This window comes from Ralstonia mannitolilytica, from assembly GCF_000954135.1.
In the GTDB taxonomy this organism is placed as follows: Bacteria; Pseudomonadota; Gammaproteobacteria; order Burkholderiales; family Burkholderiaceae; genus Ralstonia; species Ralstonia mannitolilytica.
On record NZ_CP010799.1, the window covers coordinates 3,053,178 to 3,078,014 of the forward strand.

A 24,837-nucleotide genomic window follows, 5' to 3' on the forward strand; every position below is an offset into this window, starting at 1 on the left:
AACGCCGGACATGATGCCGGCGTTTCTTATTGTGGTGCACGCGCTTACTGGGCGCCGCGCACAAACTGGTTCGTGATGGCGACAATGCGTTCGCCATACAGCCTGGCGGTTTCCAGGTCGCCCGGCAGTGGGCCCTCTTCCGGGCTTACATCCGACGGCGATTGCGCCAGCGCCCCGCCAAACCCGCCCAGGTAGTTGACGTCGTTGCGCGTGGCCGCCTTGGTGTTGGCCGGCATCATGCCCGTGCCCACCCAGATCATCCCGTGCTGCTGCGACAGCGTCCACAGGTACTGGATCGAGGCGTACTTGTCTCCGTTCATCGATGCCGAGTTCGTGAAGCCGGCCGCGATCTTGTTCTTCCATGCCCCGGTAAACCAGGCCTTGGACGAGGCATCGGCAAACTTCTTGAAGTCGCCCGACACACCGCCCATGTAGGTCGGCGCGCCAAACACGATCGCATCGACGCTGGCCAGCAGGGCCCAGGTGTCGTCACTGACGTCGGCCACCGAGATCAGATGTGCTTCCGCGCCGGCATTCTGGATGCCTGCGAACACGGCTTCGGCCTGCTTCTTGGTATGGCCATAACCACTGTGATAAACGACGGCAACTTTTGCCATGAGAATCCTCTTTGGGTTGGGGGTCGACAAAAAGACGAAAGAAACGGCGCACCCAGCGTGCGCCGTCAACATTACGGCAAATCGAATACGAGCACTTCGCTGTCTTCGCCGTCCGACAGCGTCACCGCGGTTTCGTGCGTCAGCTTGGCCGCATCGCCACCGCTCAGCACCCGGCCGTTGACGCTCACCTTGCCACGCACCACGTGCACGTAGGCGCGCCGGCCGTCTGCCAGGGACAGCGTCGCGGCTTCGGCACCGTCGAAGCGGCCGGCGTAGAGCGCCATATCCTGGTGCACCTCGACCGAGCCGTCGCGGCCATCGGCGCTGGCGATCAGCGCGAGCTTGCCGCGCTTGGCCGCCGCATCGAAATGGCGCTCTTCATAGCCTGGCGTGAGGTTCATCTGGGCGGGCAGCACCCAGATCTGCAGGAAGTGCGTCGTCTGGTCCTGCGCGTGGTTGAACTCGGAGTGACGCACGCCAGTCCCAGCCGTCATGCGCTGGACGTCGCCCGGGCGCAGCACGCTGCCGTTGCCCATGCTGTCCTTGTGCGCGAGCTCGCCGTCCAGCACGTAGCTGATGATCTCCATGTCGCGGTGGCCGTGCGTGCCGAAGCCCATGCCGGGGGCGACGCGGTCTTCGTTGATGACGCGCAGCGGCCCGAACTGCACGTGCTCCGGGTCCATGTAGTCGGCAAACGAGAAGCTGTGATACGACTTCAGCCAACCGTGGTCTGCGTAGCCGCGGTCCTGCGAGGGGCGGATTTCAATCATTTTGATGAATCTCCTATCCAAATCACTGCATTGATGTGTGAATGCTACGCGCATTGGCTATATTTACGCGGTACCGCTTTGACACATCCCATCAAAAATTCTGAATATGGCGCTCTCGCTGGAATCCCTGGAAGTGCTGGACGCGATCGAACGCAAGGGCAGCTTTGCCGCGGCCGCGCATGAGCTCGGCAAGGTGCCGTCTGCGCTCACCTATGTGGTGCGCAAGCTGGAAGACGACCTGGACGTGCTGCTGTTCGACCGCCGGCGCCACCGCGCGGAACTGACGCCTGCCGGCCGGGCGCTCCTCGACGAAGGCCGCCACCTGCTGCAGGCCGCCGACGATCTCGCGCGCCGCGTCAAGCGGCTCGCCACCGGCTGGGAGGCCACGCTGACCATCGTGGTCGATGATCTCGTGCACTTCCGCGCACTCATGCCGGTCATCCAGGATTTCTACGCCGAGAACACCGCCACGCGCCTGCGCTTCTCCCGCGAAGTGCTGGCCGGAACATGGGATGCACTGCTCTCGGGCCGGGCCGACCTGCTGATCGGCCCGGCCCAGGTGATGCAGATGCAGGGCCTGCAGACGCGCACGCTCGGAAAGATCCCGTTCGTGTTTGCGGTGGCGGCGCACCACCCGCTTGCGCGGCTGGAGGAGCCGCTGCCCGCTGCCGCCATCACGCGACATCGCATCGTTGCGGTCGGTGATACGTCGCGCAGTCTCCCGGCACGCACGATCGGCGTCATGGCGGGGCAGGACACGCTGGTGGTGCCGTCGATGGCCGACAAGGTGCAGGCGCAGATCCGCGGCCTGGGCTGCGGCTGGCTGCCCGTTCCGCTGGCGCAGCCGTACCTGGACTCCGGCGTCCTGATCGCCAAGACCACTACCGAAGACGACCGTGCCGGCACCTTCCAGGTCGCCTGGCGCACGAACATGCGCGGCAAGGCACTGCAATGGTGGGTCGACAAGCTGGAAGACCCGCGCCTGGCGCAGGCCCTGCTGATGCAGTAGCGGTAGCCGCTGCGAGATCGCGCACAATAGCGGTATCGGTATCTGCGCCTGGAGTGCTGCGTTGTCCCAAGCCAATCTCGATTTTCCGGATTCCACTATCGCGTCGCGCGGGCCATACCGCGGGCGCTTCGCCCCATCGCCGACGGGGCCGCTGCACATCGGCTCCCTGGTCACCGCACTGGCGAGCTGGCTCGACGCGCGCGTGCACGGCGGCACGTGGCTCGTGCGCATTGAAGACATCGACTTCCAGCGCAACGTGCCGGGCGCCGATCGCGACATCCTGGCCACGCTCGAAGCGCTCGGCCTGATCGCCGACGAAGCGCCCCAATGGCAGAGCAGCCATCTGGCGCGCTTCGAATCGGCACTGGAACGGCTGCAAACCGTCGGCAAGCTCTACCCCTGCGGCTGCACGCGGCGCGAGATTGCCGACTCTGTCACAACCATCGACGCCAACGGCCGGCTGCGTCACCAGACACTGATCTATCCCGGCACGTGCCGCAACGGCCTGCACGGGCGCCAGGCGCGCGCCTGGCGCGTGCGCGTGCCCGATCCGCAGGCCGCGAGCGTCTGCTTCAACGACCGCTGGCAGGGCACGCAATGCCAGAACCTGGCCGAAGCCGTGGGCGACTTCGTGCTCAAGCGCGCCGACGGCATGTGGGCGTATCAGATCGCGGTGGTGGTGGACGATGCCGCCCAGGGCATCACCGATGTGGTGCGCGGCGCCGATCTGCTCGACTCAACCCCGCGCCAGATCTATCTGCAGCAGCTGCTCGGGTTGCCCGCCCTGCGCTACCTGCACGTGCCTGTCGTCGTCAATGCCGAAGGCGAAAAGCTGAGCAAGCAGACCGGCGCGCGCGCCATCAACCGCAATCAGCCGCTTGCCGCGCTCACCGAGGCGGCAAGACATCTTGGGCTGGAGATTCACGCGGAGGATGTGGAAGGCTTCTACCGGGAGGCCATCCCGGCATGGGCCAACCGCCTTGCACGATTGACCCCGGCGGCATAGTTGCCGCCGTTCTCGACGGCGCGCCTTAACGCTTGCGCGGCACGCCGCCCAGCAGCGCCGCGATCGGACGCTTGGCCGTGCGCGGATGTCCGGCGGCTTGTGCTGGCTTGGCGGTCTCGGCCGTTTCCACGGGCGCCGTCGATTCGTACGGGCGATTGAAGAACGGATCATCCGAGGGCCGGAATGCCGGGCGGACGACGGTGTGGTCGAGCACGCGGGCGCCGTTGCGCTCCTCGCGCTCACGGGCACGGCGCACTTCGGCGCGCGCACGCTTCTCGTCACGCTCGCGGCGTTCACGGTCGCGGGCCTGTTCGCCGGTGGGGTCGAACCCTTCCAGTTGCTCGCGCGGCAGGTTGCGCTTGATCAGCTTCTCGATATCGGCCAGCAGCCTCTCATCGCCGGGGGCGAACAGCGACAGTGCGTCACCGGACGCGCCGGCGCGGCCCGTGCGGCCGATGCGGTGCACATAGTCTTCCGCATTGAACGGCAGGTCGAAGTTGATCACGCACGGCATCTGCGAGATGTCGAGACCGCGCGCTGCCACGTCGGTGGCGACCAGCACATCGACGGTGCCCTGCTTGAACGCTTCGAGCGTCTGCATGCGTTCGGTCTGGGTCTTGTCGCCGTGGATGGCGCTGGCGTTGATGCCTTCGCGCTCCAGCGCGCGCGCCAGGCGCGAGCAGCCGATCTTGCTGTTAGAAAACACGATGCACTGGCGCGGCAGGCCCTGCTCGGCACGCTGCTTCAACAGGTGCACAAGCGCGGCTTGCTTGTGGTTGTCCGGCACGGTGTAGATGACCTGGCGGACATTCTCTGCCGTGGCGTTGCTGCGCGCCACTTCGATGGTCTGCGGATGACGCAGGTAGCTGGCGGCCAGCTTCTTGATCTCCGGCGAGAACGTCGCCGAGAACAACAGCGTCTGGCGGTGTGCCGGCAGCAGGTTGATGATGCGCTGCAGGTCGGGCAGGAAGCCCATGTCGAGCATGCGGTCGGCTTCGTCCAGCACGAGCATGCGCACCTGCGACAGGTTCACGCTGCGCTGCTGCACGTGGTCCAGCAGACGCCCCGGCGTGGCCACGAGGATTTCGACGCCGCGGCGCAGTTGCTCGGTCTGCGGGTTCATGTCGACGCCGCCGAACACGACCGCGCTGCGCAGCGCCGTGTACTTCGCGTACTTGGCAACGTTGTCGTACACCTGGTCGGCCAGTTCGCGCGTCGGCGTGAGGATCAGCGCCCGCACCGGGTGGCGCGCCGGCGATGCGCTCGTGTTGGCGTCCGGCAGCAGGTTCTGGATGATGGGCAGCGAGAAACCGGCGGTCTTGCCGGTGCCTGTTTGCGCCGCGCCCATGACGTCACGGCCGGCAGTGACCACCGGAATGGCAGCCGCCTGGATGGGCGTGGGCTTGGTATAGCCGCTTTCGGCCAGCGCGCGGAGGATATCGGCGTGCAGGCCAAAGCTGTCGAATGTCACCGATTCGTTGACCGGCGCTTCTGACGATGTCGCAGTGTTCATAGGGGGATGCAGCATGCCGGGTGGCATGGCGGCGCGACAGACTCAGGCGGAAACACCCGCGAGCGGCTCGCGCAAAGCGTTAAAAATCAAAAGTTTATCACGTGCAGCCTAGGCAAGACCGACAACGGGCAGCGCCGGGCTCCTGTCGTGTCACGCGAGCCTTGACACGGATCAAGCGCCGGCGCGCGGCGCTGCGCGACCATCGCGGCATCCCAACCGCGCCCTGCCCGCCATGGTCACCACCTTGTATGAAGCGCCCGAGCACGTCTGCCTGATGTTTTCCGACCTCGTCGACGACCACGACGCCCTGCCGGTGCAGACCAACCAGTTCCTCATTGTCGACCACGGCCACGGCGCGCTCATCGACCCAGGCGGCCAGATGACATACAACGCGCTCTTCCTGGCGATGAACCGCTACTTTCCGCCGAAGCAGCTCGACTATGTGCTCGCCTCGCATGCCGACCCGGACATCGTTGCCTCCGCCGGAAGATGGCTCACGAGTTCGAGCTGCGACATCCTGATCTCGCGCGTGTGGGAGCGGTTTCTGCCGCACTTCTGCAACGTGGGCAAGACCGAGGGTCGCATCGTGCCGATTCCGGATACGGGCATGGCGATCCCGCTCGGCAACACGCATCTGCTGGCGGTGCCGGCGCACTTCCTGCACTCGGAAGGCAACTTCCAGTTCTACGATCCGCAGTCGCGCATCCTGTTTTCGGGCGACCTGGGAGCGTCGATGGTGCATGCCAATGTGGCTGCCACACCGGTGGAGGATTTTGATGCGCACCTGCCGCTGATGGCGCCGTTCCACCGCCGCTACATGAGCGGCAATCGCGTGTGCCGGCTGTGGGCGCAGATGGTGCGCGGGCTCGACATCGAATGGATCGTGCCGCAGCACGGTCAGGCCTTTCGCGGCAAGACCATGGTCAATCGGTTCATCGATTGGGTGGAAACGCTCGATTGCGGTATCGACCTGATGACACCGGAGACTTTCCGGCTCCCCGCGCTGCCGCCAGCGGCAACGGGGGCTGCGGGGTCCACGCTCAGCGCGCGTGTTGGGGCGCGGGGCTCGGAGCAGCCGGCAGGATGATCTTCATCATGGCGTCGGCCAGTTCGCGCGCCAGCACCTCGGCGTCGATGCGCGACGGGTCATGCCACGTGTACATGAAGCCCATGACGCCGCCCATGGCGTGTGCCGCGACGCGTGCATCGCCAAACTCGAACACGCCCAGGCGCTTGCCTTCGTCGAGCAGCGCATACAGGTCGCGATAGTAGGCGCGCGACATCGAGCCCATCCATTCGATCGTCTCGGGGCGCAGGTACTGGCGGTCGCGATAGCAGAGCGTGGCCGAGTAATGGCACGCGATGCAGCGTCGGGCCAATTCCAGCATGCACGCATGCAGGCGTTCGCGCACCGGCAACGCGGGGTCGGCCGTCTCGCGGATGGCCGACATGGTGATCCGCGCCGACTCGCGGCACAGGATGTCGAAGATCTCGTACTTGTCGGTGAAGTAGTAATACACCGCTGGCTTGGTCACGCCGAGCGCGCTGCACAGATCACTCATCGTCATGCCGGCATAGCCCTTCGTGAAAAAGAGCTGGGCGGCGGTATCGAGAATCTGGCGGCGGCGCGCCTCCTGCCGCTCGGCAATGTGCGGGCGCATCGACGGCGCTTCGGCTTCGGCGGGCGGATTCACGTCGGAAACAGCGGTTTTGCGGACGGAGGACATAGCGCGCATTTTCGCACGCCGCCCGCGAACACGCCGCAGCGTGTGCACATCCTGGCGACGCAGCATTCCGGAATGCTTGACGCATCAAAAAACGGCTTCTATATTCATACCCGTTGGTATAAAAAACTACCTTCAAGTATAGACAGCGGGGCGCCCACGTGCGTACGCGCTGCACAACCCAACGGAGACAAGCTTTGGCGATGGACGAGTCCGAGTATCTCGGCCGCGTTCGCGCGCTCTGGGCGCGCGCATGGCCGGTCGATACCCCCCGCGAACCCCACTACCCCATCGGGCGCGTTGCCCTGACCGAGTATCTGCGCCACTGGGCCCGCACCACGCCAGAGAAACCGGCCATCCACTTCTACGGGCACGACACGACGTTCGCCCAGCTCGATGACCTGTCCGACCGCTTTGCGGCGCTGCTCGCACAGCACGGCATTGGCGCGGGCGATCGCGTGGCGGTGTTCCTGTCGAACTGTCCGCAATTCAACGCGGTGTTCTTCGGCATCCTGAAGCTCGGTGCCGTGTATGTGCCGATCAGCCCGCTATCGCAGCGCGCGGAGTTGATGCATGCGCTCACCGACGCGACGCCGCGCGCCATCGTCACGCTGGATCGGCTGATGCCGCTGGTGCGCGACGTGCGGGCCGAGACATCGCTCGAGCATGTTTTCGTCACGCGCTATGCGGATGTGGTGCCCGCGCAGCCGACGCTGCCGTTGCCCGCGATGCTGACCGAAGCGCCCGCCCCCTGCGATGACGCCATCGACCTGCTGCCGGCGCTGGCAAACACTGCGCCCATCGCTTTGCCGCCCGCTGGGCTCGACGCCCCCGCCGCGCTGAACTACACCGGCGGCACGACGGGCCTGCCCAAGGGCTGCATCCACACGCAGGGCGACATGGTCGACATGGCCGCTGCGTTCTCGGCCGTGTCGCTGCGCACAGACGCCCACACCGTCATGCTGAGCTTCTATCCGCAGTTCTGGATTGCCGGCGAGAACACCGGGCTGATCTTTCCCGCGTTCCTCGGCGTGCCGCTGGTGCTGCTGGCGCGCTGGGATGCGGAGGCCTTCATGGCCGGCGTGCAGCGCTACCGCGTCACCAACGGCTCGATGCTCGTCGACAGCGCGGCCGAAGTCATGGCGCATCCGCGCGTGCACGAATACAACCTGCGCTCGCTGCGGCACACGGGCGTGTCGTCGTTCGTCAAGAAGCTGAACCCGGAGTACCGCCGCGCGTGGCGGGAGCTCACCGGCTCGATGATGGCCGAGAGCGCCTGGGGCATGACCGAAACGCAAACCTGCAACACCTTCACGGTCGGCATGCAGGATGACGATTTCGACCTGCGTTCGCAGCCGATCTTCGTGGGACTGCCCGTGCCGGGCACCGACTTCAAGATCTGCGATTTCGACACGCACGAAGTCCTGCCCATCGGCGCAGAGGGCGAACTGTGCGTGCGCACCCCTACGCTGCTCAAGGGCTACTGGAACAAGCCGGAAGCGACTGCACAAACCCTGCGCAACGGCTGGTTCCACACCGGCGACATCGGCTGCATCGACGAGCACGGCTACATCCATTACCTCGGCCGCCGCAAGGAGATGCTCAAGGTCAATGGCATGAGCGTGTTCCCGGCCGAAATCGAAGCCATGCTCGGCAAGCACCCCGCTGTGCTGGGCTCCGCCGTGGTCGGCCGCGCCGACGAGCAGCGCGGCCAGGTCCCGGTCGCATTCGTGATGCTGCGTCCCGAGGCCGTCGGCACGCTGGACGACGCGACGCTCACCCAGTGGTGCCGCGACAACATGGCGGTCTACAAGGTGCCCATCGTGCGCATCGTCGATGCCCTGCCGCTCACGGCCACGGGCAAGGTACGCAAGCAGGATCTCGCGCCGCTCGCAGAACGGATTTGACGCCTCCCCCTCACATGACGTTTCGCAAACTGCTGATCGCCAATCGCGGCGAGATCGCCATTCGCATTGCCCGCGCGGCTGCCTCGGTCGGCCTGCCTTGCACCGCCGTCTATTCCGAAGACGACCGGGATGCCCTGCACCCGCTGCGCGCCGACGAAGCCGTACCCTTGCCCGGCACCGGCCCCCGTGCGTACCTCGATGGCGAAGCGATTCTCGCCGCCGCGCGCGCCGTGGGCGCCGACGCGCTCCACCCCGGCTACGGCTTTCTGAGCGAGCACGCCGCGTTCGCGCGCCGGTGCGCCGAAGCCGGCGTGCAGTTCATCGGCCCTGCCCCGCGCGTTCTCGACATGTTCGGCGACAAGGCCCGCGCTCGGGCGCTGGCACACGAAGCCGGCATCCCGATCGTCAATGGCACACGCGGCGCAACGTCGGTGCAGGAGGCGCAGGCGTTCTTCGCGGCGCTGCCGCCGTCGCACGGCATGATGATCAAGGCCGTGGCCGGCGGCGGGGGACGCGGCATGCGCGCCGTGCACGATGCGGCTGCGATTGCGCAGGCCTATGCGCGCTGCGTGTCCGAGGCCCAGGCCGCATTCGGCAGCGGCGACGTCTACGTGGAAGCACTGGTGCCGGCGCCGCGCCACATTGAAATCCAGATCGTTGCAGACGCACACGGCAATGTCGCGCACCTGGGCGAGCGCGAATGCAGCCTGCAGCGCCGTCACCAGAAGCTGATCGAGATCGCACCCAGCCCCGCGCTGGACGACGCCCTGCGCGCGGGCATCGCCGACGCGGCCATTGCGCTCGCCAAAGCGGCCGGCTACTGCGGCATCGGCACATTCGAGTTTCTGGTGGAAGGCGCCGGCACACCGCACGCCGCGTTCTACTTCATGGAAGCCAACCCGCGCGTGCAGGTCGAACACACCGTCACGGAGATGGTGACGGGTGTCGACCTCGTGGCGACGCAATTGGCGCTCGCGCAAGGGGCGTCGCTGGCAGAGCTTGGGCTGGGCCAGCCGATCGCACCGCGCGGCCACGCTGTCCAGGTGCGCATCAATGCCGAAACGCTCGACGCTTCCGGCCAGCCGCATCCGTCCACCGGCACGCTTGCCGCGTTCGAGCCACCCAATGGCCCGGGTGTGCGCGTCGACACGTGCGGCTACGTCGGCTATCGGCCGAACCCGCGCTTCGATTCGCTGCTCGCCAAGCTGATCGTCCATACAGCGCGCGGCACGTATGCGCAGGCGCTGGCGCAGACGTACCGCGCACTGTGCGAATTCCGCATCGAAGGGTTGGCGACGAACAAGCGGCTGCTGCAGGATCTCCTGAGCGATGCAGACGTGCAGGCCAACGCGGTCCACACGCAGTTTCTCGACGCGCGCCTGACGGAGCTGCTGAACGCCAGCGACGGTGCGCACCGAGCGTTTCATCCGTCGTCGGATGCCGCGGCAGATCCGGATAGGGAGGCGCGCCACGTCCCCATCGATGATCTGCCGGACGATGCCGAACTGCTGACGGCGCCCATGGACGGTGCGCTGATCCAGATCCACGCGGAAGCCGGCGCAGCCGTCACGCGCGGCCAGGTGCTGGCCGTGATGGAGGCGATGAAGATGGAACACGTGGTGCTCGCGCCGGCATCCGGGCACGTGCTTCAGGTGTATGCACAACCCGGCGCCACCATGCGCGAAGGCCAGCCGCTGCTGGCGCTGCAGCTGGACGATGCCGACCAGCACGCCGAAGCGGCGGACGTTGAAGTCGACCTGGACCACATCCGCCCCGATCTGCAGGCCGTCATCGACCGCCATGCCTTCGGGCTCGACGAGAACCGGCCCGAGGCCGTCGCCCGCCGACGCAAGACGGGCCAGCGCACCGCGCGCGAGAACATCGCGCACCTGTGCGATGCCGATTCGTTCATCGAGTACGGCGCCCTGGCCATCGCCGCGCAACGGCAACGGCGCTCGCTGGACGACCTGATCCGCTCGACGCCGGCTGACGGCATCATCACCGGCATCGGCACCGTCAACGGCGCGCACTTTCCCGACCAGGACGCCCGCTGCATGGTGCTGGCCTATGACTACACCGTACTGGCCGGCACGCAGGGCACCTTCAACCACAAGAAGACCGACCGCGCGCTGGACCTGGCGCAGCAGTGGAAGCTGCCCGTCGTGCTGTTTGCCGAAGGCGGCGGCGGCCGGCCCGGCGACACCGAGAAGCGCGGCATCAGCGGGCTGGACTGCCCGACCTTCATCCATTTCGCGCGCCTGTCGGGGCTCGTGCCGACGGTGGGCATCGTGTCGGGGCGGTGCTTTGCCGGCAATGCGGCGCTGCTCGGTTGCGCCGACGTGATCATCGCCACGCGCGATGCCACCATCGGCATGGGCGGACCGGCCATGATCGAGGGCGGCGGCCTGGGCGTGTATGCCCCCGAGGAGGTCGGCCCCGTGAGCGTGCAGGCCCCCAACGGCGTGATCGACGTGCTCGTCGAGAACGAAGCGCAAGCCGTGGACGCGGCGCGCCAATACCTCAGCTACTTCCAGGGCCCGCTCGCCCACTGGAGCGCCAGCGACGCCCGACGCCTGCGCCACGTGATCCCGGAAAACCGCTTGCGCAGCTACGACATGCGCGCCGTCATCGATGCACTGGCCGACACCGGCTCCGTGCTGGAGCTGCGCAAGGCGTTTGGCGTGGGCATCATCACCGCGCTGATCCGCATCGAAGGCCGCGCATTCGGCTGCATTGCCAACAACCCCCGGCATCTCGGCGGCGCCATCGATTCGGCCGCCGCCGACAAGGCCTCACGCTTCATGCAGCTGTGCAACGCCTTTGACCTGCCGATCGTCTCGCTGTGCGACACGCCGGGCTTCATGGTGGGCCCTGAAGCGGAGAAGACGGCCACCGTGCGCCACGTCTGCCGGATGTTCGTCACGGCGGGCAACCTGCGCGTGCCGCTCTTCACGGTGGTGCTGCGCAAGGGCTACGGCCTTGGGGCGATGGCGATGGCGGCGGGCGGCTTCCAGGCGCCGTTCTTCACGGCGTCGTGGCCGAGCGGCGAATTTGGCGCCATGGGCATCGAGGGCGCCATCCGCCTCGGCTACCGGAAGGAGCTGGAAGCGGTGCAAGACCCGGCCGAGCGCGAGGCGCTGTTCCGCAAGATGGTTGACGAGGCCTACGAGCAAGGCCGCGCGCTCAACATTGCGAGCTATCTCGAGATCGACGCGGTGATCGACCCCGCCGACACGCGCCGCTGGCTGCTGCGCGGGCTGCGATCGGTGCCGCCTGCCCCGCCGCGGCATACGCGCGACCCTGCCTCGCGCCGCTTCATCGATACCTGGTAGGCCACAACGAACAATCAAGGAGACCCCATGGCTGCATCGTTCCGCTTCGCCCGTCCGTTGTCAGCGCTGGCCTGTGCCGCGACGCTGCTTTGCGCACCGCAGGCGCACGCCGCCGATGCCGCGCCGATCAAGGTCGCGTTCATCGATCAGCTGAGTGGCCCGCTCTCCAACGTGGGCGAGCAGTTCCTGGCCAACATCAAGCTCGCCATCGACGACGCCAACGCGCAGCCGCAGGGCGTGCTCAGCGGTGCGCGCTACGAACTGTCGACGTACGACAACAAGCTCTCGGCGCAGGACAGCCTGTCGGCGTTGCAGAGCGCGATCGATGCCGGCGCGAAGATCGTCTTCACAGGGGGTTCGGGCTCGTCCGTGGTGGCGGCCATGGTCGATGCGGCCACGAAGCACAACGAGCGCAATCCCGCCAAGCGCGTGCTCATCATCAACTACGCGTCGATCGACCCGGACCTGACGGGCGCGCACTGCAGCTTCTGGCACTTCGCCACCGAGGCGAACACGGCCATGAAGATGCGCGCGCTGGCCAACTTCGTGAAGACGCAGCCCGACATCCGCAAGGTCTACTCGCTCAACCAGGATTACGCGCATGGGCGGCTGTGGGCGTCGCTGGGCAAGCAGATGATCTCTGCGGCACGGCCCGACGTGCAGTTCACCGGCGAGACGCTGCACCCGATCGGCAAGGTGAAGGACTTCGCGCCCTATGCTTCGAAAGCCAAGGCCAGCGGCGCCGATACGCTGCTCACTGGCAACTGGGGGCAGGATCTGAACCTGCTCATCAAGGCCGCCGGTGACATGGGCTACGACGTGCGCTACCTGAACCACAGTGGCGCGGGCGCACCCGGCACAGTGCTGGCGGTATCACAGGCCAAGCTCGGCAAGGTGACGTGGGTGTCGGAATGGACGCCGGGCAGCGGCAACGCGCAGCTGATGCAGATGGACGCCCGTGCCCGGCAGACGGCCGCCGGCGAGCATTTCGCACCGCGGACCGTGCTCTCGGTCGAACTGCTGACCGATGCCATCCGCAAGGCCCATTCGGCCGACCCGCTGAAGATCGCCCTTGCCCTGGAGGGCATGCAGAAGCAGAGCTTCCTCGGCGAAGTCACCATGCGCAAGGTCGACCACCAACTGCTGCTGCCGCAGGTCGTCTCGACGATCGCACCGGTGGACGGCAAGACCGTCAAGGTCGGCTATGACGGCACGCAATGGGGCCACAAGACCGAAAGCACCACCGCCGCCAAAGACCTCGACCTGCCGACCACGTGCAAGATGAAGCGGCCGGCAGGCGCGTGACGGTTCAGTCTGCGCGGTCGGTGCGCAAGGGGCCGTACTCGATCGGCACCCAGGCGAAGGCCTTGCCGTCCTTGCGCACGTGGCCCAGGCCCGGGAACGGCAGATGCGCACCGGCCACCCACAGCTTGTTCTGCGCCGCGTCGGCAAACAGCTTGCGGCGCGAGGCCACGGCCTGCTTCTGGTCGACGTCGTATTCGAACGCGACCTCGGGGTGCTGGAACTGCACCGCGTGGCTGTGGACGATGTCGCCCCACACCAGCAGGCTGCGGCCCTTGGAACTCACCAGGTAGCCGCTATGCCCCGGCGTATGGCCGTTCGCCACCACCGAGCGCACGCCCTCCACCACTTCGTCGCCGGGCTTGAACTGCTTCAGCCTGCCGGCGGCGGCGTACGGCGCCACGGCATCGCGTGCCATCTTGAAGAACGGCTGCATGTCTTTCGGCTTGGATGCCGCGATCGTCTCGCTGAGCCAGAAATCCGCTTCCGGCGCAGCCACATACACCTGCGCGTTGGGGAACGTCGGCTGGCCTTGCGGCGTCAGCAGGCCGCACGCGTGATCCGGGTGCAGATGGGTGAGCAGCACCGCATCGACCTGCTCGGGCTGGTAACCGGACGCGCGCACGTTGCCCGCCAGGCCGCCCATGGTCGGACCGAAGCAGGTACCCGAACCCGTATCGACGAGGATGCGCTTGCTGCCCGTGTCGATCAGGTAGCCGTTCACGGCAGTCTGCATGCCGGGTGTGCTCGATACGAACATGCGTGCCAGCAGGCTCTGCACCGACTGCGCGTTCATGCCCACCAGCGTTTTGGCAGGCAGGTCGACGTAGCCGTCGTACAGCGCGGTCACGACGTCATCCCCGAGCGCCATGCGGTAGTAGCCGGGCACCTGCGTGCGTTGCTGTGCAATGGCGGGTGCCGGTGTGGCGGCAGGCGTGGCGGGCTGTGCGTGGACGATGCCGACGGATGCGGCCATCGCAACGGCCGCTGCGGCGGAAGTGAGCAAACGCATGTCTTGGCTCCTGAAGATTGGCCGCTGCCCCGGTGCAGCGGCGCAAGCGCGATCATGCCACTTCCGAAGCACATGCGTTGTCGCTATTGGCGACAGGGGTATTGCCCTGAGAAGCACGCCCCAGAACAAGCCAGGCCCGACATGCCGGGCCCATTGCTTCATGCCGATTGACAGCGGCTGCGCATCCGCGGGCCAACCGGTGGCGTGCTTACTGCACCGTGAACTTCGGCGACGAATACACGGTGCCGCCGACCTTGCAGTCCGGGTCCATCGGCGCGTTGGAGAACGTGAGCGACGATTCATCGTTGTTCCACGTCGTCACCACCTTGCTCGGGCCGCACTTGCCCGCCAGGAAGACGTTGACCGCAGCGTTGTTGATGGTCAGCTGCGTGGTGCTGTCCGCCTGCCCACTCCACGGCGTGAGGCCGGTGATCAGGCCGCACGTCCCGCCACCGGCAAAGGTGGTGGACGTGATGTTGACGATGCCCGACGGCGTGATGGTGCCGTTGAACGTCACCGTGCAGTTCGCGCTCAGGACGCCCTTGGACAACGTGGTCGCGCCGGTCACGGAGAACGGCTCGCCGTTCGGGTTCATCGGCTGGCCATCGACACGCGAAACGGTGACGGCCAGTGCGGGTGTGGCTGCTACGGTGGCAAGTGCGAGTGCAACTGCAAGAGATACGACTTTACGTGTGCTCATTTATTGCCTCACTGGAACTGACGGTGGAAACCGTCTTAAGAAAGCGGCGGGAACCCGTTCCCGTTGGACGCCCGCCGCGCCGATTTAGCCAGGTAGACAGCCGGCACCCGGCTAAAACTTGTACGACACCCCCACGAACGTGATGATCGGATTGGCCTTCAGCGTGGTCTTCGTGGTGGCGAGCGTCGTGCCGTCCGCGGCCTTGATCACGGTGGCGGCTTCGGTCTTGAGCGGGATGTACGACACCGTTGCCGTCAGCGCCCAGCGCTCGTTGATGGCATAGCTCGCGCCCAGGTTGAAGATCGGCGACCACGACGACGAGGATTTCCCCTCCACGCTCGTCGGCCCCGGCTTGCCCGCACCCGCGGCGAGCACGCTGCCCAGCTCGCGATTGACGGCCGAAGCAAAGTTCGGATTCAGCTCGATGTTGGTGAAGAAGCTGTAGACCACGCCCGCGCCCACGAACGGCCGGAACTTCGATTGCGCATGCCCGAAGTAGTACTGCAGGATGACGCCGGGGCTCCACTGGCGCGCCTTGCGCACCGCCGGCTGGTTCGACGGATCATCCAGGTCCACATGCCCAAGCGCGCCTGCCGGCCCGGGCGCGCGGATCACGCCATGCCCGGTCAGCTTGAATTCGGGCGGCACGCCGGCAATCGTGGTCAACGCGATGTTGTCCGTAAAGAAGTGCGTGAGCGTCAGGCCGAGCGTGTCGGCGTTGTTGACCGTCAGGCCGCTGTTGGGCGACGTGAAGCTGCGCGGCAGGCGCAGCGGGTCGTTGATCGGCGCGTTGATCACCGTGGTCGTCAGGTTGTTGCTGGAGTCCTGCGGCATGATGTGGAACCACCCCAGCGTGGCCACGTTGTCGCCGGCCTGCTGCGCCATGGCGCCGCCCGTTGCGCAAGCCGCCATTAATGCGACAGTCAGTCGTTTCATGTTCCTTCCTCCTGTTGTTCTGAGCGGGGCGTGGCGCTGCCTCGGTCATGCGCCACGCCCATGGCGTTTTCGGATGGAGCCGTCACTGCACGAAGGCGCCCACGGTGAAGTACGGGTTCTTCGTATCGCTCATGTCCAGGAAGCCGAAGGTCTTGCCGGTGAAGATCAGCTTGCCCGTCGGCGCGGAGCCTGCGGGCGCGCTCGTCTGCGTGGTGCGGATCACACCCGGCACGGTCTGCGTGAAGTCCAGGTTCAGCGGACGGGTGAGCGCGGCCTGCGAGGCGTTGAACGGGTCGAGCAGCGTGGCCTGCGTGCCGACCAGCGCCGTGGCGCGGTAGTTGAACTGGCTGTCCACGCCCGTGTATTCGCCGTCTTGCGAACCCTGCGCGACGTTCGCAGCCGGCGCCATGATCGAGATGCCGGATTCGTCGTCAGCCACGGGCGGGCCGGCCGTCAGATCAGAGTTGGCTGCGCCCACGCGAATGAAGATCGGCACGAGCTGGCCGTACAGCTTGCCCACGATCAGCACGCCCTTGCCCGCCTTGCTCGGATCGAGCGACGACACCGTCGGCGGCACCTGCGGCTGGTAGTTCAGCGTGGTGAAGGCCGGCGCGTCGCTGCGCAAGGTGAACTTCTGGTTGACCGTGGCGGTGGAGGTCAGGCATGCACCGCCGTTCTTCACGCCGAGGTTGTCGCATTCGGTGTACGTGCCGTCTGCGTTGATGGTGAAGCGCGCATCGACCGCCTGCTGCGAGAAGCTCTGCGACGGCACCTGGTGATAGCCCAACTGGTTGTAGTTGCCCGCGATCTTGCTCAGATCGGTCTCGGTGTTCGAGAAGCTGATGAACGGGTAATACGGAAAGGTCGTCTGCGGAATCCTGCCCACGCCGACAATGCCGTCGAACTGGATCGTCGCGCCCGGAATCGTGCCGCCCAGCACGCCCTGCCCGAGGAAGAATCGCGCGGGCCGGCTCGGGTCGAGGCTTGCGTTGTTCAGGCGGAACGCGCACTGGTTGAGCTTCTCGGTCGGCAGCGCCGTCTCCTGCGTGAGCGTGCCGGTCTGCACGTTGTTGGGCGCCGTATCGCGTGTGGGTGCCACGGTGCCGGTCTTGACCGGAATCGGCGAGGCCAGGTACGTGATCTGGTACGTCATCTTGGTGGTGTCGAGCTGCACCTTCACAAGTTCGCCCGAGCCCGAGCCCCCGGTGAAGACGGTGTTGTAGTCGATCGCTTGCGGACACAGGCGCTGGATCACGGGCGGCGGCGGGTCGTCTCCACCGCCGCATCCCGTCAAGAGTGTCGCCGTCATCGGTGCGCACGCGAGCGCTGCCAGCCATTTACGCCATTGCATTTGCGTCTCCTCCATATCGTTGTTCAGACGCGGCAGCGCGCCGGCGCTGCCGCATGCGGTTGCGTTGCTGCGCGCCCTACTGGACGAACGCGCCTACCGTGAAGAACGGGTTGTACTTGTTGTTGTTCATGAGCATTGCGTACACGTCGCCCACCTTCACGGCGACGCCCTTGTCGCCGGCCTTGAACAGCGCGACGTTGCCGCTTGCCCCTTGCGCGTTGAAGTCGTTCTGCGCGGTGACGATCAACTTGCCGGGCGAGGCCTGCGTGTAGTCGAGCCCGAACTGCGCCGTCACACGCGAGGTGAGCGGGTTGATGAAGGCGGCCGTGCCGTTCTGGAACAGCGTGGACGTGTAGTTCGCGGCGAGCGTGGAGACGGCCGTACCGTCGCTGCAGTTGCCGGCTTCCGGATGGAAGAAGCCATTGCTGTAGGTGCCGGGAAGCTCGGGGTGCGGGACCGTACCATTGATGCCGTTGAAACCGCCGATGTTGGTGGTCGGCCCATTCGAAGTCACGAGGCCGCATGCCGATGCGCTCGTCGCACCGATGTAGCCGCCCGCGAGCGCGTTCGTCGGGATGGGCGTCACTGGCGTCAGGATCGAGATGCCGATCTGGTCATCGCCCACCGAGGCCAGCAGGTTCGCGGGGTCGCTGTACGAGTACCCCACGCGGATCACCACCGGCACCACCTGCCCGCCAAGCTTGCCGACGATCATGATGCCCTTGGCCTGGCTCGGCGCCAGCAGCATCAACGGCGAGACCTGACCGACGTAGGCATAGGCGGTGTTCGGGCCGGTCGGATGGCTGACGAACACGTTGTCCGGCGAGCCGTCGTCGTTCTGGCGCAGCGTCCACGGCGTACCGGTGGTGTGGCAGGAGTAGTCCGACGCGTCCGGCGTGCAGGAGCCGTCGGCGTTGAGCGTTTGCGTCCAGTTGACGGCGTCCGGCTCCCAGCCTTGCGGCGAAGATGTCTGGTTACCCGAACCGGTCGGGGTGACATGCACGCCGAGCTCGTTGTAGCGGCCGGCGACTTGCGAGAAGTCCGTCACGGTCTCGGAGAAGCCGAGGAACGGATAAAAGTCGAACGTGCGCGACGGCACGACGCCGATGGGCACACCCGGAAGCGGCCCATCAAACTGGATCGTCGCGCCCGGAATACCGCCGCCGACGATCCCCTTGCCGACAAACAGCATCGGCGGATCCTGCGGGTTGACGGTGATCGCATAGCTGTTGTCGGCCGTCTTGCCCGACTGCAGCACGAAGGCACAGCGGTTCTGCTCGGCCGTCGGCAGATTCGTCGGATGGACGAACGTACCGTTGATCGTCAGGCCCTTGCGCGTGTTGTTGATCTGTCCCGCAGAAGTCGGCACCGACGACTCGATGAACTGCATCTGGTACGTGTTCTTGCTCGTATCGAACCGGACCTTGATGTACTCGCCGCTGCCCGAGCCGCCGGTGTACGTGGTCGAGTAATCGAGCGACGCCGGGCACAGGCTGGTGGGTGTACTGGGCGTGGTCGTCGCGCCGCTCGGAGGGCACGAGCTGCCCGAGCACTGCGCCACGTCCGACGAACCGGGGTCATCCGCCCCGCCGCACCCGCCGATGAAAGGCACGGCCGCCAGGCAACTGGCTGCCATGACAACAAAAAGATGACGTCGACTTCCCATGGTGTCTCCTCGCGTTTTCGGAACTTGTTGTGCTGGCGCCGGCGGTATCCGGCCAATACTCCGTCTGCCGCGCATGGAAGCCGGCAGCGCACGCTTCGTCTTGTCGACAGGCCGAGCGGCAAACGACGGAAACGACAAGCGTGCTTGAACGCGTGCGACCCGCAATGCGCGGGTATCACGCAGATCGGCCAGGCGCCGATCTCAAAACAATGAATGTGAGGCTGCTACCGCAGGCGAGCCGGATCGCCGCCGCGATGACGATGACGCGCGTGGGCACGCGCAGAAGCGGAATGTTGGAATGGCCCGTTTTGAATGCGTAACATCCTGTGTCTCCGAAGGTACGCTACTGGCTATTTACTTGTCGTTATGGCGGAAACTATGGTCCGCGCCGAGTATGAAGTAAATAGAGATTTCATTCAAAACACCGCCGACCATCCCCTGTACAAGCAGGCGCGGCGCGGGCTGCCGATTTTTCAAACGAGGGAATGAAACGGTTTCCTTTGAAGTGTTTTAAACCTATCCCCCATTGAGCGGATTGGCGCGCCGGCATTATCGAATTCAGGAATCAGCCGATATTTCTTGGAAGGGAAGTGTTTTAGCAAAAGCCGGTCCCGGAAGGGCAAGGCGCTCTTGGCCGCACCAGACTGAAGGGGCCGGCACCCATGTCGGCCAGCAAGAGACTACGTCGAGGGAAGAAAAGATGGTGGGCCCCCCGGGAGTCGAACCCGGCACCAACGGATTATGAGTCCGCTGCTCTAACCAAGCATGAGCTAGAGGCCCAAGGTGTGCGGCGCCCGAACAGGCGCCCGGCAAAAAGAAACCCGGCGGGTTAGGCCGGGCCATGTATGCGATTTTACCCGAAAGTGGGCCGAAGCCCACCCCTGGATTCGACCTTAGCTGCCTTCGAGGAAGCTCTTCAGCTTGTCGGAACGGCTCGGATGGCGCAGCTTGCGCAGTGCCTTCGCCTCGATCTGCCGGATACGTTCGCGCGTCACGTCGAACTGCTTGCCGACCTCTTCCAGCGTGTGGTCGGTGCTCATCTCGATACCGAAGCGCATGCGCAGCACCTTGGCTTCGCGCGGCGTCAGCGAATCGAGCACGTCCTTCACCACACCGCGCATCGAACCATGCAGCGCCGCTTCGGCCGGGGCCAGCGTGTTCGTATCCTCGATGAAGTCGCCCAGATGGGAGTCGTCGTCGTCACCGATCGGCGTTTCCATGGAGATCGGCTCCTTGGCGATCTTCATGATCTTGCGGATCTTGTCTTCCGGCATCTCCATCTTCTCGGCCAGCGTTGCCGGATCCGGCTCCTGGCCGGTTTCCTGCAGGATCTGACGCGAGATGCGGTTCATCTTGTTGATCGTCTCGATCATGTGAACCGGAATACGGATGGTGCGCGCCTGATCCGCGATCGAGCGCGTGATGGCCTGGCGGATCCACCACGTCGCGTACGTCGAGAACTTGTAGCCACGGCGGTATTCGAACTTGTCCACCGCCTTCATCAGGCCGATGTTGCCTTCCTGGATCAGGTCGAGGAACTGCAGGCCGCGGTTGGTGTACTTCTTCGCGATCGAGATCACCAGACGCAGGTTGGCCTCGGTCATCTCGCGCTTGGCCTCGCGGGCGCGGCGCTCGCCTTCCGACATCTTGCGGTTGACGTCCTTCAGCTCGGCCAGCGGCAGAACGACGCGCGCCTGCAGGTCGATCAGCTTCTGCTGCAGCTCGTGCACGGCCGGCACGTTGCGCTCGACGATGGCGCTGTACGGTTTGCCGTCGGCCACGACGGACTGGATCCAGTCCAGGTTGGTCTCGTTGCCAGGGAAACGCGCGACGAAATCGGCGCGCGGCATGCCGCACTTGTCGACCACGATGTTCAGGATCGCGCGTTCGAGCTTGCGCACCTCGTCCACCTGGCCGCGCAGCGTGTCGCACAGGCGCTCGACGTTGCGCGCCGTGAAGCGGATCGTCATCAGTTCGTTCTGGATGGCTTCCTGCGCCTTCAGGTACGGCTTGGACTTGTAGCCTTCCTTCTCGAACGCGCGGCGCATCTTGTCGAACTGGTCGGCGATGATGCGGAACTTCTCGAGCGCAGCCTGCTTAAGCTCTTCGAGCTGACGCGCAGACGCGGCCGACGCGCCGGCGCCGTCATCGTCTTCGTCTTCTTCTTCGTCGCCTTCCTCTTCGGCTTCCTCGTCCTCGAAGTCTTCGTCTTCCTCGGCTTGCGCGGCGGCAGCGGCCTCGGCTTCGGCATTCGGGTCGATCAGGCCGTCGATGAACTCGTCGATCTTGGCTTCGTCATTGGCCACGCGCTCGCCCATGGCGAGGATTTCCGAAATGGTGACCGGGCAGGCCGAGATGGCCATGACCATGTCCTTCAGGCCGGCTTCGATGCGCTTGGCGATCTCGATTTCGCCTTCGCGCGTGAGCAGCTCGACCGTGCCCATTTCGCGCATGTACATGCGCACCGGGTCAGTCGTGCGACCGAATTCGGAGTCCACCGTCGACAGCGCGGCTTCGGCTTCTTCCTCCGCCTCTTCTTCCGTGGTCACGGAAGGCGCGTTGTCGTTCAGGAGCAGCGTTTCGGCGTCCGGCGCCTGCTCGTACACGGCCACGCCGATGTCGTTGAGCGTGGCAACCAGCGTCTCCATCGACTCCACGTCGACCATGTCGTCGGGGAGGTGGTCGTTGATTTCGGCGTAGGTCAGGTAGCCACGCGATTTGCCCAGCTTGATCAGCGCCTTGAGCTTCTGGCGGCGAGCCTCGAGCTCTTCTTCCGAACCGCCTTGCTGCGAGGCCGCGAATTCCTTGAGCAGGGCCTTTTCCTTGGCCTTGCGGTCACGGGCCTTCAGCTTCTCGGATTTCGGCGCCGGAGCGGCGGGGGTGTCAAATTCTTCAGTCACGTCCGTGCTGCTGTCGTCATCTGCCTGCGTCTCGGCCTTGGGCTTGCGACCGCGCTTCTTGGGCTCGGCTGCCGCCGCCGCGCGGGGCGCAGGGGGAGTTGGGGTGGGAGTGGCCGCTGCCTGGGCCGTGCGCTTGGTGTCCTCCGCTGCCGCCTTGGTCGGCTTGGCTGCGGTGCTGGTACGAGCGGTACCCGTCTTGGTTGCGCGCGCGCTGGCAGTGGTCTGCTTGCTCTCGACTTCGGTAACTTTCGATTTCGCCACGGTGGTTGTCTTGCCCTTGAGTGCGACGGAAGCGGCTTTGCCGCCAGGTCTGGCGCTCGTGCTCATCGACGTCGAGACCTTGCCTGAGGTTGAAGATTGGACTGCACCCTTTGTGCGTGGTGCCGTTTTGGCGGCGACGGCGATGTCGGCGGACTGGCGCGGCTGGGCTTTCCCCGTCTTTGCCGGCGCAGTGGCCTTGGTTCCCGCCTGCCCCACATGGGTCCGACCGTTTGCGACTTTCGCCGTTCCCGCTGTGGTCTTTCCGCCCCCGGCGCCGCGCGCCGATGAGACTCGCGTGGCAGAAACAGAAGCAGGACTGGCCTTGGAACCGGCCTTCGCGGAGGTCTTCACCTTCACCATGGGCACGCTCACTCCCCCGAAAATGGGAAAAAGGTCTTGCAATCCAAACCGGCTATTCTAGCACGTCAGACCCGGCCGGTCTAAACGAAAATCGGGTTTTCGCCTGAAAAATCAAGGGGCTACCCGCAATGGCCCGCCCCGTCTGGCCCCGGCGCTGCGGCGTCGGCGCTACACGAGCTGCCGGCGGCGGCTGATCTCGGCCACCAGCCAGCGCATGCGCTCCTTGTCGTCGTCGCTCGCATGGCCGGCTTCCATCTTGCGCTGCAGCATCTCCAACTCACGCTTGAGCGGCTCGGCGAGCATCTTCTGCACCGCAGTATCAAACTCCAAGATCGCGGGCTCGAGTTCGATGTCGTCCTGCAGCACGGCGGTACGCAGGCCGGCAAAGGCTTCGGCGTAAGGCGTCTGCCCCAGGCGCTCGACAAAGGCGCCGAAGTGCACGTCCGGGCCCGCGGCATCGCATTCGGCCAACAGTCCTGCCAGTACCTCACCTTGGGGCAGTTCGGGCGCTGTCAACTGGGCGCGCGCATCGGCATCGAGCCGGCCGGCCAGGGCCGGATACCGCATCAGCAACCGCAGCACCTTCTGCTCCAGCGCGGTCGGTGCCGTACGCGCCACACGCGGGCGCTTCTGCGTCATGCGGCCTGCCTGGGCGGGGTCGCTGCGCAGGCCGCACAGCGCTTCGATGTCGGCGGGCGTGGTGCCGGTCAGTTCGGCCAGGCCGCGCACGATCTGCAGGCGCAGGCCGCCGGCCGGCATCGCAGCGAGCAGCGGCTTGGCTTCGTACTGCGCGCGGGCACGGCCCTCGGGCTGGCGCAGGTCGAGATCTTCCGTCACGGCCTGCAGCAGGAAGCGCGACAGCGGCATAGCGTTGTGGACTTCCCGGGCGAACGCCTCGGTGCCCTCTTCGCGCACGAACGTGTCCGGATCGTGCTCGGGCGGCAGGAACAGGAACTTGATCGTCTTGTTGTCTGTGGCGTGCGGCAGGCAGGCTTCCAGCGCGCGGCGCGCGGCCCGGCGCCCGGCGCTGTCCCCGTCGAACGAGAAGATCACGGTATCGACCTGCCGCAGCAGCTTCTGCACGTGGATGGGCGTGCAGGCCGTACCGAGCGTGGCGACGGCGTTGGCAAACCCGAGCTGCGCCAGCGCGACGACGTCCATGTAGCCTTCCACGACCAGCACGTAGTCGAACTCGCGGATGGCGCTGCGCGCCTCGAACAGGCCGTACAGCTCGGTGCCCTTGCTGAACAGCGGCGTCTCGGGGGAGTTGAGGTATTTGGGCTCGCCCTGCCCCAGCACCCGGCCGCCAAAGCCGATCACCACGCCCTTGGTATTGCGGATGGGGAACATGATGCGATCGCGGAAGCGGTCGTAGCGGCGGTGCGTGCCGTCGGCGCCGGTCTTCTCGCTTTCGATGACCAGGCCCGCTTCGATCAGCGGCGCCGCAACGGCGTCGTCCCGGTACGGGCCGAACACGGCTTCGAGCGATTGCCAGTCGTCGGGCGCATATCCGAGGCCGAAGTGCGCGGCGATCTCGCCCGTCAGGCCGCGGCCCTTGAGATATTGGATGGCGTTGGGTGCGCTGCGCAGCTGCTTGCGGTAGTGGTCGCAGGCACGGGCCATGATGTCGCCCAGGGCGACCGTCTTGGCCTGCTGCTCGGCGCGGGCGGCCGGTGGCAGGCCCCCGCGCTCCTCGGGCACCACCATGCCGACGGACTGCGCGAGGTCCTTGATGGCCTCGACATACGACAGGCCCGAAAACTCCATCAGGAAGCCGATGGCCGAGCCGTGCGCGCCGCATCCGAAGCAGTGATAGAACTGCTTGGTGGGCGACACCGAGAACGACGGCGACTTCTCGTTATGAAACGGGCACAGCCCCATGAAGTTGGCGCCGCCCTTCTTCAGCTGCACGTAGCGGCCCACCACGTCGACGATGTCGACGCGGTTGAGCAGGTCGTCAATGAACGGCTGCGGGATCACGCGCGGTGCGCCCCTGTGGGGAACGTTGGTCGGGCAGGATCAGGCGCCGGCAAGCACCGCCTTCACGCGGGCGGAGACTTGCGTCATGTCGGCGCGGCCGGCGAGGGCCGGCTTGAGGATGCCCATCACCTTGCCCATGTCCTGCGGACCGGCGGCACCGGCCCGGGCTACGGCCTCGCGCACCGCGGCATCGACTTCCGCTTCGGACAGCTGCGCCGGCATGTAGACCTGCAGCACGGCGACTTCCGCGGCTTCCTTTGCGACGAGGTCGTCGCGGCCGGCCTGCTCGAACGCGGCGATGGAGTCCTTGCGCTGCTTGATCATCTTGTCCACCACGGCCAGCACGGCGGCGTCATCGAGCTCGATGCGCTCATCGACCTCGCGCTGCTTGATGGCGGCCTGCAGCAGGCGGATCGTGCCCAGACGATCCATTTCCTTGGCGCGCATGGCGGCCTTCATGTCTTCCGTGATCTGTGCCTTGAGGGACATTC

The 24,837-nt window shown here is 66.0% G+C and carries 19 protein-coding genes and 1 tRNA gene; 7 read left to right on the forward strand and 13 right to left on the reverse strand.

Going from position 1 to position 24,837, the window contains the following annotated elements; genetic code table 11:
- Positions 1 to 44 precede the first annotated feature (44 nt).
- Complete coding sequence (locus tag TK49_RS14440; RefSeq protein WP_045787320.1) at positions 45 to 617, reverse strand: flavodoxin family protein; 573 nt, start codon at positions 615 to 617, stop codon at positions 45 to 47.
- Positions 618 to 688: 71 nt separating this feature from the next.
- Entirely contained in the window at positions 689 to 1,387 is a 699-nt protein-coding gene (locus TK49_RS14445) for a pirin family protein (protein WP_045787321.1), read from the reverse strand.
- A 106-nt stretch (positions 1,388 to 1,493) separates the two neighbouring features.
- Here TK49_RS14445 and TK49_RS14450 point away from each other — a divergent pair, with 106 nt between their 5' ends.
- Both TK49_RS14450 and gluQRS read left to right on the forward strand, forming a co-directional pair.
- The gene (locus tag TK49_RS14450) at positions 1,494 to 2,396 is read left to right on the forward strand and encodes a LysR substrate-binding domain-containing protein (RefSeq protein WP_045787322.1); all 903 of its coding nucleotides are present in this window, start codon (positions 1,494 to 1,496) and stop codon (positions 2,394 to 2,396) included.
- A gap of 61 nt (positions 2,397 to 2,457) precedes the next feature.
- Positions 2,458 to 3,402 carry a tRNA glutamyl-Q(34) synthetase GluQRS gene (gluQRS, locus tag TK49_RS14455; protein WP_045787323.1) on the forward strand — a complete coding sequence of 315 codons (945 nt, stop codon included), beginning with the start codon at positions 2,458 to 2,460 and terminating at the stop codon, positions 3,400 to 3,402.
- Positions 3,403 to 3,427: 25 nt separating this feature from the next.
- On the opposite strand, the gene TK49_RS14460 is transcribed toward gluQRS, so the two are convergent.
- Positions 3,428 to 4,915, reverse strand: a complete 1,488-nt coding sequence (locus TK49_RS14460) for a DEAD/DEAH box helicase (protein ID WP_045787324.1) — start codon at positions 4,913 to 4,915, stop codon at positions 3,428 to 3,430.
- A 232-nt stretch (positions 4,916 to 5,147) separates the two neighbouring features.
- Between TK49_RS14460 and TK49_RS14465 the strand changes: the two genes are divergently transcribed.
- Complete coding sequence (locus TK49_RS14465) at positions 5,148 to 6,002, forward strand: oxygen-binding di-iron domain-containing protein (RefSeq protein WP_045787325.1); 855 nt, start codon at positions 5,148 to 5,150, stop codon at positions 6,000 to 6,002.
- Here the strand turns inward: TK49_RS14465 and TK49_RS14470 are convergent.
- A complete protein-coding gene (locus tag TK49_RS14470) occupies positions 5,956 to 6,642 on the reverse strand; it encodes a TetR/AcrR family transcriptional regulator (RefSeq protein WP_045787326.1) in 687 nt (228 codons plus the stop codon). The genes TK49_RS14465 and TK49_RS14470 overlap by 47 nt on opposite strands.
- 200 nt (positions 6,643 to 6,842) lie before the next feature.
- On the opposite strand from TK49_RS14470, the gene TK49_RS14475 reads away from it, so the two are divergent.
- From TK49_RS14475 to TK49_RS14485, 3 genes are read left to right on the forward strand one after another with little or no spacing between them, the layout of a single operon-like run.
- Positions 6,843 to 8,546 (forward strand): AMP-binding protein, encoded by a 1,704-nt coding sequence (locus TK49_RS14475; RefSeq protein WP_045787327.1) that lies wholly within the window; start codon positions 6,843 to 6,845, stop codon positions 8,544 to 8,546.
- 14 nt (positions 8,547 to 8,560) lie between these two features.
- A complete protein-coding gene (locus tag TK49_RS14480) occupies positions 8,561 to 11,878 on the forward strand; it encodes an acetyl-CoA carboxylase family protein (RefSeq protein ID WP_045787328.1) in 3,318 nt (1,105 codons plus the stop codon).
- A gap of 27 nt (positions 11,879 to 11,905) precedes the next feature.
- On the forward strand, positions 11,906 to 13,183 hold the full coding sequence (locus TK49_RS14485) for a branched-chain amino acid ABC transporter substrate-binding protein (RefSeq protein ID WP_045787329.1): 1,278 nt from the start codon (positions 11,906 to 11,908) through the stop codon (positions 13,181 to 13,183).
- Between the two features lie 4 nt (positions 13,184 to 13,187).
- Here TK49_RS14485 and TK49_RS14490 read toward each other — a convergent pair whose 3' ends face one another.
- The 7 genes from TK49_RS14490 to rpoD form a co-directional block, all read right to left on the reverse strand.
- Complete coding sequence (locus TK49_RS14490; protein WP_045787330.1) at positions 13,188 to 14,192, reverse strand: MBL fold metallo-hydrolase; 1,005 nt, start codon at positions 14,190 to 14,192, stop codon at positions 13,188 to 13,190.
- 208 nt (positions 14,193 to 14,400) lie between these two features.
- On the reverse strand, positions 14,401 to 14,892 hold the full coding sequence (locus tag TK49_RS24575; protein ID WP_045787331.1) for a hypothetical protein: 492 nt from the start codon (positions 14,890 to 14,892) through the stop codon (positions 14,401 to 14,403).
- 111 nt (positions 14,893 to 15,003) lie between these two features.
- Positions 15,004 to 15,828, reverse strand: coding sequence for an OmpW/AlkL family protein (locus tag TK49_RS14500; RefSeq protein WP_045787332.1), 825 nt, complete (start codon positions 15,826 to 15,828; stop codon positions 15,004 to 15,006).
- A gap of 82 nt (positions 15,829 to 15,910) precedes the next feature.
- Entirely contained in the window at positions 15,911 to 17,179 is a 1,269-nt protein-coding gene (locus TK49_RS14505; protein WP_045787333.1) for a DUF2957 domain-containing protein, read from the reverse strand.
- Between the two features lie 76 nt (positions 17,180 to 17,255).
- Positions 17,256 to 18,845, reverse strand: a complete 1,590-nt coding sequence (locus TK49_RS14510) for a DUF2957 domain-containing protein (protein ID WP_045787334.1) — start codon at positions 18,843 to 18,845, stop codon at positions 17,256 to 17,258.
- 701 nt (positions 18,846 to 19,546) lie between these two features.
- Positions 19,547 to 19,625: transfer RNA gene (locus TK49_RS14515), tRNA-Ile, on the reverse strand.
- A 113-nt stretch (positions 19,626 to 19,738) separates the two neighbouring features.
- On the reverse strand, positions 19,739 to 22,072 hold the full coding sequence (gene rpoD, locus TK49_RS14520) for an RNA polymerase sigma factor RpoD (protein WP_233902589.1): 2,334 nt from the start codon (positions 22,070 to 22,072) through the stop codon (positions 19,739 to 19,741).
- Between rpoD and TK49_RS24985 the strand changes: the two genes are divergently transcribed.
- Complete coding sequence (locus TK49_RS24985) at positions 22,065 to 22,427, forward strand: hypothetical protein (protein WP_233902588.1); 363 nt, start codon at positions 22,065 to 22,067, stop codon at positions 22,425 to 22,427. The genes rpoD and TK49_RS24985 overlap by 8 nt on opposite strands.
- A gap of 107 nt (positions 22,428 to 22,534) precedes the next feature.
- Here TK49_RS24985 and dnaG read toward each other — a convergent pair whose 3' ends face one another.
- Positions 22,535 to 24,346: a DNA primase gene (gene dnaG / locus TK49_RS14525; RefSeq protein WP_045787336.1), complete on the reverse strand. Its 1,812-nt coding sequence runs from the start codon at positions 24,344 to 24,346 to the stop codon at positions 22,535 to 22,537.
- A 39-nt stretch (positions 24,347 to 24,385) separates the two neighbouring features.
- Positions 24,386 to 24,835, reverse strand: a complete 450-nt coding sequence (locus TK49_RS14530; RefSeq protein ID WP_045787337.1) for a GatB/YqeY domain-containing protein — start codon at positions 24,833 to 24,835, stop codon at positions 24,386 to 24,388.
- Positions 24,836 to 24,837: the final 2 nt, after the last annotated feature.